Raw genomic sequence first — 537 nt, forward strand, 5'->3', positions numbered from 1 at the left:
CCGATAGTTTGATTGATTATTCCAAATCTCTAACCTTTCAGCATCAGAAAAACCCGTACCGACTCTTGCAGCTATAGGAACGCCAAGGATATTAGATTGAACAGATATTTTACCAAGGCTTTGAGAGTATTTGCCAGTACCTTTAAAGAAACCCGTACAAATAAATATGTTTTTCTCAAAGTTCTTGACTTTCAATAAATCATTACTTCTACCCTCGTAATAAGCCCTATCAGGATGCCGTAAGATTGTACCTTCGTTTGATAGACCATTATCTTTATTGAATTGATTCTGAGCTTGAATAGACGTGGGATTATTTTCAATCAAATTATAGGGAGTAGCGACAATAATTGATTGATCAGAAGGGATAACCCCAGGAATAGTATCAATCATTTCTTGAGTATTCAGCCATTCCCTAGTCCCAATTGAAAGGATAGCAAATATATGGAATTGTAATCTTTGTTTTTTAGTTAGATCATATCTTTTACCACCTCTAACGATACCAGAGATGACATCAAAAGGTTCACCAGGAATATAAAG

1 protein-coding gene is annotated in these 537 nt (G+C 35.2%); it reads right to left on the reverse strand.

The annotated features are described in order from the left end of the window. The coding region (locus PL9631_RS26400; RefSeq protein ID WP_197046519.1) for a hypothetical protein at positions 1 to 537 on the reverse strand (537 nt) is incomplete at both ends.

This window comes from Planktothrix paucivesiculata PCC 9631 (assembly GCF_900009265.2).
In the GTDB taxonomy this organism is placed as follows: domain Bacteria; phylum Cyanobacteriota; class Cyanobacteriia; order Cyanobacteriales; family Microcoleaceae; genus Planktothrix; species Planktothrix paucivesiculata.